The 7,379-nt window shown below is 67.9% G+C and carries 8 protein-coding genes; 5 read left to right on the top strand and 3 right to left on the bottom strand.

Annotated features, from left to right (window positions below):
• Positions 1-233 (bottom strand): hypothetical protein (locus DB30_RS28620; RefSeq protein ID WP_205633088.1); only part of this gene is annotated, 233 nt, incomplete at its 3' end.
• 128 nt (positions 234-361) lie between these two features.
• Here DB30_RS28620 and DB30_RS28615 point away from each other — a divergent pair.
• The 3 genes from DB30_RS28615 to DB30_RS28605 are packed head-to-tail and all read left to right on the top strand — an operon-like array spanning position 362 to position 3,175.
• Positions 362-1,750, top strand: coding sequence for an MFS transporter (locus DB30_RS28615; RefSeq protein WP_052554874.1), 1,389 nt, complete (start codon positions 362-364; stop codon positions 1,748-1,750).
• A 59-nt stretch (positions 1,751-1,809) separates the two neighbouring features.
• Positions 1,810-2,979, top strand: a complete 1,170-nt coding sequence (locus tag DB30_RS28610; protein WP_052554871.1) for a DPP IV N-terminal domain-containing protein — start codon at positions 1,810-1,812, stop codon at positions 2,977-2,979.
• A 19-nt stretch (positions 2,980-2,998) separates the two neighbouring features.
• The gene (locus DB30_RS28605; protein ID WP_153258425.1) at positions 2,999-3,175 is read left to right on the top strand and encodes a hypothetical protein; all 177 of its coding nucleotides are present in this window, start codon (positions 2,999-3,001) and stop codon (positions 3,173-3,175) included.
• 12 nt (positions 3,176-3,187) lie between these two features.
• Here DB30_RS28605 and pssA read toward each other — a convergent pair whose 3' ends face one another.
• The gene (gene pssA, locus DB30_RS28600) at positions 3,188-4,114 is read right to left on the bottom strand and encodes a CDP-diacylglycerol--serine O-phosphatidyltransferase (protein WP_420870681.1); all 927 of its coding nucleotides are present in this window, start codon (positions 4,112-4,114) and stop codon (positions 3,188-3,190) included.
• 139 nt (positions 4,115-4,253) lie between these two features.
• On the opposite strand from pssA, the gene DB30_RS28595 reads away from it, so the two are divergent.
• Both DB30_RS28595 and murJ read left to right on the top strand, forming a co-directional pair.
• Entirely contained in the window at positions 4,254-5,138 is an 885-nt protein-coding gene (locus tag DB30_RS28595) for a tRNA pseudouridine synthase A (RefSeq protein WP_052554865.1), read from the top strand.
• A gap of 130 nt (positions 5,139-5,268) precedes the next feature.
• On the top strand, positions 5,269-6,897 hold the full coding sequence (murJ, locus tag DB30_RS28590) for a murein biosynthesis integral membrane protein MurJ (protein ID WP_276204390.1): 1,629 nt from the start codon (positions 5,269-5,271) through the stop codon (positions 6,895-6,897).
• Here murJ and DB30_RS28585 read toward each other — a convergent pair.
• Positions 6,888-7,334, bottom strand: coding sequence for a hypothetical protein (locus DB30_RS28585; RefSeq protein ID WP_052554861.1), 447 nt, complete (start codon positions 7,332-7,334; stop codon positions 6,888-6,890). The two genes, murJ and DB30_RS28585, sit on opposite strands and share 10 nt — an antisense overlap.
• Positions 7,335-7,379: the final 45 nt, after the last annotated feature.

Here is a 7,379-nt window from a genome sequence, read left to right as displayed (position 1 = left end):
GCACACGGACCTGGATCACCGTCACCGTCACCGTCGCCAGTCTCCGTGTCACCTGTGTCGGTGTCGGAGTCGCCGTCGCCGTCATCGCCGTCGCCGTCACCAGGTGCGTCCGCAGTGTCGACCTCGCTCGTCGCGTCCTCGACCAGGTTGTCGCGCTCATCAAAGGCTGGGTTGAGGGCCGTGCACGCCAATGCGGGCAGGGTCAGCAGCAACAAAGACAAGCAGCGGAGCACTCGCCAACTATACGCGACGCGAGCGGGCTCGCGGTGGGACCCACTGTCAATCACGACCGCGCCCCGCAACCGCTGGCGTTGGCGTGCGGTGGGTGGCACCCTCCCGCAGCCATGCCCGAGATTCAACGTTGAGCGGAGAACTCGCCACGTCTCGAGATCAGCCGCCGCCCACCCCGAGCCTGGGCCTGATCTTCGATCCCGACCGCCCGATCTCGCCGCGGCGGCTGCCATTTTTCTATGGCTGGCTCATCGTCGTGGGGGCGATCCTCGGCGTCCTCGCTAGCGTCCCCGGCCAGACCACGGGGTTCGCCGTGTTCACGGATCACCTGATCGCGGCCAGCGGTCTGACGCGGCTGCAGCTCAGCAACACCTACCTGCTTGGGACCGTGGGCTGCGCTCTACTGCTGCCCTATGGCGGCAAGCTGTTGGATCGCTGGGGCGCGCGGCCAACCGCGATGCTCGCCTGCGTGGGTCTGGGCGTGACCTTGGTGATGCTGACCGCGACCGCGCCACTGGCTGAGGCGCTGGGGCAATGGCAGGACCTGCGGGTTGGCCCACGGGTCGCCATCATGTTTGGCCTGCTGTCGATCGCGTTCGTTGGCTTGAAGCTGGCGGGGCAGGGCATGCTGACGATGGTCAGTCGCACGATGATCGCCAAGTGGTTTGCCCGGCGCCGTGGGTTGGTGGTCGCGCTCGCCGGGGCGATCGTTGGATTTGGATTTGCGATCGCGCCAATCGGCTTTAGCGCGCTCATTCGCGCGATCGGCTGGCGGCAGACCTGGTGGGCGCTGGCGCTGGCGATTGGCGTGGGCATGACCTTCGTGGTGTGGGTGCTGTACCGGGACAACCCCGAGAGCTGTGGCCTGCTCATGGACGGGGACGCGCCCCTGACCGAGCCGCAAAAGTTGAAGACCTCCGACGAACCGGCCGCTCGGGATGATGTCACGCGTGGTCAGGCGATCCGCACGCTGGCGTTTTGGGCGGTCACGCTGGCGCTGTCGCTGCACACCTTGATGACGACCGGGCTCGCGTTTCACATCGTGGATCTCGGCGCTGAAGCGGGCTACGCCGAGGCCGAGGTCGTGCAGCTGTTCTTGCCGATGGCGGTGATCACCATGGTGATCGTGTGGCTCTCGGGCCTCGCCGCGGATCGCTTCGACATGCGCTGGCTGTTGGTCGCCATGATGATGTCCGAGGCCGTTGGCATGCTCGGGAGCGCCAACCTGGGCGGGCCTGTGGCCCAGTGGGCGATGATCGGTGGGGTTGGGGTCGCGGGTGGGGTCTCGGTGATCCTGTCGACGGTCGCGCTTCCGTACTACTTTGGACGCGCGCACCTCGGCGCGATATCGGGCGCTCAAATGATGTGCATGGTGCTGGGTAGCGCGCTGGGGCCATCAATGCTGGCGTTGTCGAGAAGCGAGACCGGCGGCTATTCGGTTGCGCTGCTGGCTGCGCTGGTGCCGATCCTCGCGGTGACCGTGCTGTCATTGTTCACGCGTCCCGTGCGGACTTCGTAGCGCTCCGTTGGCTGGGACGCGCTTGCGCCTTCGCGGCAACGGTCCGATGCTGCGCAGCGATGATCCGTCTCGCCCGCACCCGCACCCTCGCGCTCTGTTCGATCCTGACCTTGTCCGCGGGTGCATGCTCGAGCCCAAGTCCCGAGCTGAAGCCGTCGAACAAGACCGAGGCCCCCGCCAAGCCGGCCGAGGACGCCAAGCCGGCCGAGGCGCCCGAGCCAGCCAAAGACTCCGAGCCGGTCGCTCCGCCAGCGGCGGCTTTGGCTCCGGCCCCGATCGTCTACTACGTCGGATCGCAGCTGTGGCGGGTCGAGGCCGATGGAACGAACGCGCGCGCGCTCGGCCTCGAGGTCTCGGGCGAGGATGACGGCAGCGGCACGGTGGGGCACGGCGAGTCCACGCCCACGATCTCGCGTGATGGTCGGTGGTTGGCGTACGTCCAGGGTACGGATCTGTGGATCGCCGAGTTTGCGAGCGCGGGCCCGCAGACCCACCAGATCACCAAGATGCCGCCGAGCAAAGATGAGTGGATCGTCGCGGCGGAGCTGGCCTTTTCGGAGTGGTCGCCCGACAGCACCACGCTGGTCGTCGCCCTCGATGAGCCCAGCTATGAAGAAGAGTCACCGCTGCCAATGCCGGCCGGGCTCGAGTATGGGTTTGCGGTCTTGCAAACCAGCGATCTCGCGCTGACCCACGCCGCGCACATTCAGGGCTACTACGGCTGGATGCCAGACTCGAAGGGCGTGCTCGACAGCGCGCACGTCAGCCAGGCCAACTATGAGCTGCGCGCGTACTCGATCGAGCCCGGCCCGGCCAAGGTGCTGCGCACCAGCACCGAGGGCTACGGGTTCGCGCAGATGCACGTCGCGGGTGACTTCATGGCGTGGAATTCCAGCGGCGAAGATCTGCAGGCCAGCGTCAGCCAGATCCTCGTCGCGCCGATCGCTGGCGGCGAGCCCAAGCCGCTGTCGCCCCGGGCCGGCTTCGCCGCCATCCAGCGTCCAGTGCTGGCGCCCGATGGCGCGCGCGCAGTCTTCAAGTGGAAGGGCGGGCAGGTTCTCGGATCGAGCGCGGACGAGGCCGCAGCCAAGCAGCTGCCCGAAGGCACGTGGCGCTGGCTCGACGCCGATCACCTGGTGGGCGTCACCAGCGAGGGGCTGGTCGTGATGGATCTCGACGCGAACATCCGCGCGCTGGATCGGGCGGCGACGGCCCTCGTGCGTCTGTAGCCGCCCGCCGGGCGACGAGTTGCAGATCACCACATGGATTGCGCTCTCGATCACCGAGCTCGAGCTCGTCGCGGCCTACCGGCGCGAGGACGCGAGCGAGCGCGGAGGCGACGCGTCGCTCGCCGTGTTCGCGCTGCTTGGGTTGGGCGGCTTGCTGCGCGCACGCGCACGCCGCCCAGCTCGATGCCCTGATTGATGATGCTCGGTCCTACCCGTTGGCGCCGAGCTCTTCGAGGACCTCGCGCTCGTCGTCGTCGGGCTCGTCGGCGCGCTTCTCGGCCAGCTCTTCGCGCCGCCGCCGACGATAGAACACGACCTCTTCTGCGAGCCCCAACACCACGAACAAGCTCAGCATGCCGATGAGCACGGCCGGCCCGTTGACCCGCAGGAAGGTCACGATCGCGATCGCGAGCACCAAGACCATGACCGTGACGGATCGCTTGTTGAACTTGAGATCCTTGAATGACCGAAACCGGACCCGGCTGATCATCAGGTAGCTCAAGACCAGCACGAAGCCCGCGATCGCGGCGTGATTGCTGACCTTGGTCACCCCGATCGCGTGGTTGGCCAGCACCAGCGCGACGATCATGTTGGCGGCGATGGGGATCGGCAGCCCAATGAACTGCGCGGGCTTCTTCTTGGTGGTCTCGGCGGTGGTGGGTGCTTCGGCCGACTGGGCCCCAGCGGTCTCGTTTGGAGTCGCGCTTGTGGCCGGGTTTGCGGCCTTGGCCTGCTGCTCGCGCATCGCGAGCACGTTGAAGCGAGCCAAGCGCAGCGCCCCGCAGGCGGTGAACACGAACGCCACGAACAGCCCCACGCGGCCGAGCTCGAGCAAGCCCCAGCGGTACACCAAGATCGCCGGCGCGACCCCAAAGGTGATCACGTCGGCGAGGCTGTCGAGCTGCACGCCCAGGTCCGACTGGGTCTTGGTCAGCCGCGCGATGCGGCCGTCGGCGCCGTCGAACAACAGCCCAAGCACGATCGCCAGCGCGGCCTTGTAGAGCAGCTCTTCGTCGCTCGTGCCGCCGTCTTCGCCAAGCCGGGCGGTGAGCACGATGCTGTAGAGCCCGCAGAACACGCTGGCCAGCGTGAACAAGTTGGGCAGGATGAAGTAGGTCTTGCGAAAATCCACGATGCTCGGCCGCTGCTCGCGGACCCCGCAGCGTACTAGCAGAATCGCTGCCGCCGGCGACTGTTTTGACCCCGGCCAAGGGCTTTCCACCCGCTTGCGGACGCGTTCGTGGACCGGCGCCCGGTTCGGTAGAGTCACGCGAATGGCCACGCTCTTGCGCCTCGCCTACGACGGCACCGAGTTCCACGGGTTCGCGCGGCAGGCCGCCACCGGGGACTCGGCCACCGCGCCGCGAACCGTCCAAGCCGAGCTCGAGCGCGCGCTGTCGCGGCTGTACAAGCAAGCATTGCTGACCCGAGGCGCCAGCCGGACCGACGCCGGCGTGCACGCCCGCGGTCAGATCGTCGCGTTTGATCCGCCCTTCGAGATCCCCCCGCGCGGGCTGTTGCTCGGGCTCGCCGCCCAGCTGCCTCGGGACATGGTCGCGCTCGCGGCCTGGGACGCCGACAGCCCCGACGCGGTGCCGCTCAACCCTCGCTTTCACAATCTGGGCAAGCGCTACCGCTATCGGATCCGCGCGACCTCGCTGCGAGATCCGCTGACCGAGCGCTACGAGTGGCACCTGCCGCGGCCGCTCGAGCTCGAGCCCATGCGCGAGGCCGCCCAGCGATTGCTCGGCGAGCACGACTTCGCCGGGTTCCGAGCGAGCGACTGCCAGGCCAAGACCACCGTCAGGCGGCTGCGCTCGATCGAGCTGCGGGTCCAGACGCTCGCCGAGCTCGACCCGCTCGCCCACGACTGCGGCCGCATCGAAGCCCCCGACGCGCCCGCGGTGATCGAGTTCGACGTGTGCGGTGACGCCTTCTTGAAGAACATGGTGCGGATCCTGGTCGGGACCCTGGTCGCCGTTGGCCGCGGGCAGTTTGGCCTGGACCGCCTCGACGAGCTGCTGCGCGACGGCGACCGGACCCGCGCCGGGCAGACCGCGCCGGCCCGCGGGCTGTCCTTGATCGAGGTGCTGTGGCCCCGCGCGCTCGGGGGGCGCTGGCCCGATCGAGCCCCAGATCGAGCCCCAGATCCACAATAGTAGTCTGGGGGCTCCGCCGCCGAAGCGAGGGGCTCTTGAAAGCCCCCTTGAAGACTCGGGACTAGCGCCTACAAATCCGCGGGATTTTTCGCCCAGGGGCCAGACGTCGTCAGACTCCAGCCAACCGCCCGTGCCCGAAACTCTCCGAACTTCCGGCAAGCTCTCGATCGCCGTGGCCGCTTCGCGTGTGCTCGGGCTCGTGCGAGAGGTCCTGTTCGCGCACCTGTTCGGGGTAGGGGCGATCGCCGACGCGTATCAGGTCGCGTTTCGAATCCCCAACCTGCTGCGCGACTTGTTCGCCGAGGGCGCGCTGTCCAGCGCGTTCGTGCCAACCTTCCTCGCGGCGCTCGTTGGCAAGGCCGAAGATGGCGCGCCCGATCACGAGGCCGCCTACCGCCTGGGCAACTTGGTCCTCGCTGGGGTGCTGCTGGCGACGGGTAGCTTGAGCGTGCTCGGCTTCGTGTTCGCCGAACAGGTCGTCTGGCTGATCGCCGACGGGTTCGAGGGCAGCAAGCTGAGCCCGGCCGCAGCTGCCGAGAAGCTGCGCCTGGCCGCGCTGCTGACCCGCTTGATGATTCCCTTGCTCACGGTGATCAGCGTCAGCGCGGTGTGGATGGGCATGCTCAACGCGCAAAAGCACTACATGGCGCCGGCCTGGGCGCCCGCGATGTTCAACGTCGTCAGCATCCTCGCTGGCGCAGCCCTGCTGGTGATCGACCCCGCCGACGCGACCGGGATCGTGGTGTGGAGCGCCGCAACCTTGGGCGCGGGTGTGGTCCAGGCGGCCGTGCAGCTCCCGGCGCTGTGGCGGCTGGGCTACCGACCGATCCCGCGGCTGCGCGGGCTGACCTCGCACCCGGGGGTCCGCCGGATCGTGCGGCTGATGGCCCCCGCGGTGATCGGGCTCGCGGCCATGAACATCAACGTGTTCGTCAACACCCGGTTCGCGGCAAATTTGGGCGACGGCCCGATCGCGCAATTGAGCTACGCGTTTCGTGTGTTCTACCTGCCGATCGGGGTGTTCTCGGTCGCGCTCGCAACTGTCACGACGACGCGCGTGAGCGAGGACGTGGCCAAGCAGGACATGCGCGCCTTCGCGGCCAGCGCAGGCGAAGGGGTGAGCGCCGTGTGGATGCTGATGACGGCGAGCACCGTGGGCTTGGTGGTGCTCGCCGAGCCGGTCGTGCGCGTGCTGTATTTCTCGTTCAGCGACGCCGAGGCAACGGCGACCGCGATGGTGCTCAGCGCCTACGTGCTGGGGCTGCTGCCCTACGGGCTGGTCAAGGTGCTCGCGCCAGTGTTCTACGGGCTCGACCGACCCCGGCTCCCGCTGCTCGCCTCGTTCGCTGCGGTCGCCGTCACGATTGGGTTCAACGCGGCGACCTACGAGACCTACGGTGCCCCAGGTCTCGCGCTTGGCACCACGATCGGTGCGTTGGTCAACATCACGGTGTTGCGCCTGGGCTTTCGCCGCGCCGTGGGGGCGCTGCCGGGCGTGGACCTGCGCCAGCTCGCCGCGCTGCTGGTAGCCAACGCGGTGCTTGGCGGCGTGGTGTTCGTGGCCTGGTACGGGGTCGAGCAGGTCATCGGCCAGGCCGGGTTTGGCTGGTCCCTGCGCGTGGCCGGGCTCGCCGTGGTGATCCCGATTGGCTTCTTCACCTACGTCGCGATCTTGCGCGCGCTCGCGTACCCCGGCGCAGCCCTGCTGTGGGCGCTACCGAGCAAGCTGTGGCGACGCATCCGCGGCGGTCAGCGCTGAAGCAGCTCTCGGCGCTTGCGCTTGCGGGCCTCGGCTTCGGCGATCGCCTCTGTGCACAGGCGCTCGATCTGCGGCATCGTTGTTTGCTTGCGATCTTCGATCCCGTGCCGCTCGAGCGCCCGATCGAAGTCTTTCCACGCGAACGACTTGACGTTGGCACCAAGCCACGAGACGGCCGTGACGACACCCCGGACGAGCACGTCGTCGGTGACGATTGCAACGGAGACCTTGTTGCTGCGCAGCGCGAGGGCAGCCTGCTTGCGCTGGGCGGCGGAGACCTCGAGAATTCCGAGGCTGCAGCCGATGTAATGGCTGAAGTCTTCGGCGCTGAGCTCCGCGATGAAGCCGTCCCAGACCTCATCACTGATGTTGCCTGCCGTATTTACGGCGACCATCAGATCCCCGTCTTTGAACCATTTGAAGACGCACTCGCCCATGCGTTGTCCGTTCGACTGCGGCCAGTGTGCCAGAAAAGCCCGGCT

Origin of the sequence: Enhygromyxa salina (assembly GCF_000737335.2) — a bacterium.
Lineage (GTDB): Bacteria > Myxococcota_A > Polyangia > Nannocystales > Nannocystaceae > Plesiocystis > Plesiocystis salina_C.
Note: the sequence above shows the minus strand (reverse complement) of the source record. Positions and strands in the feature narration are given on the sequence as shown.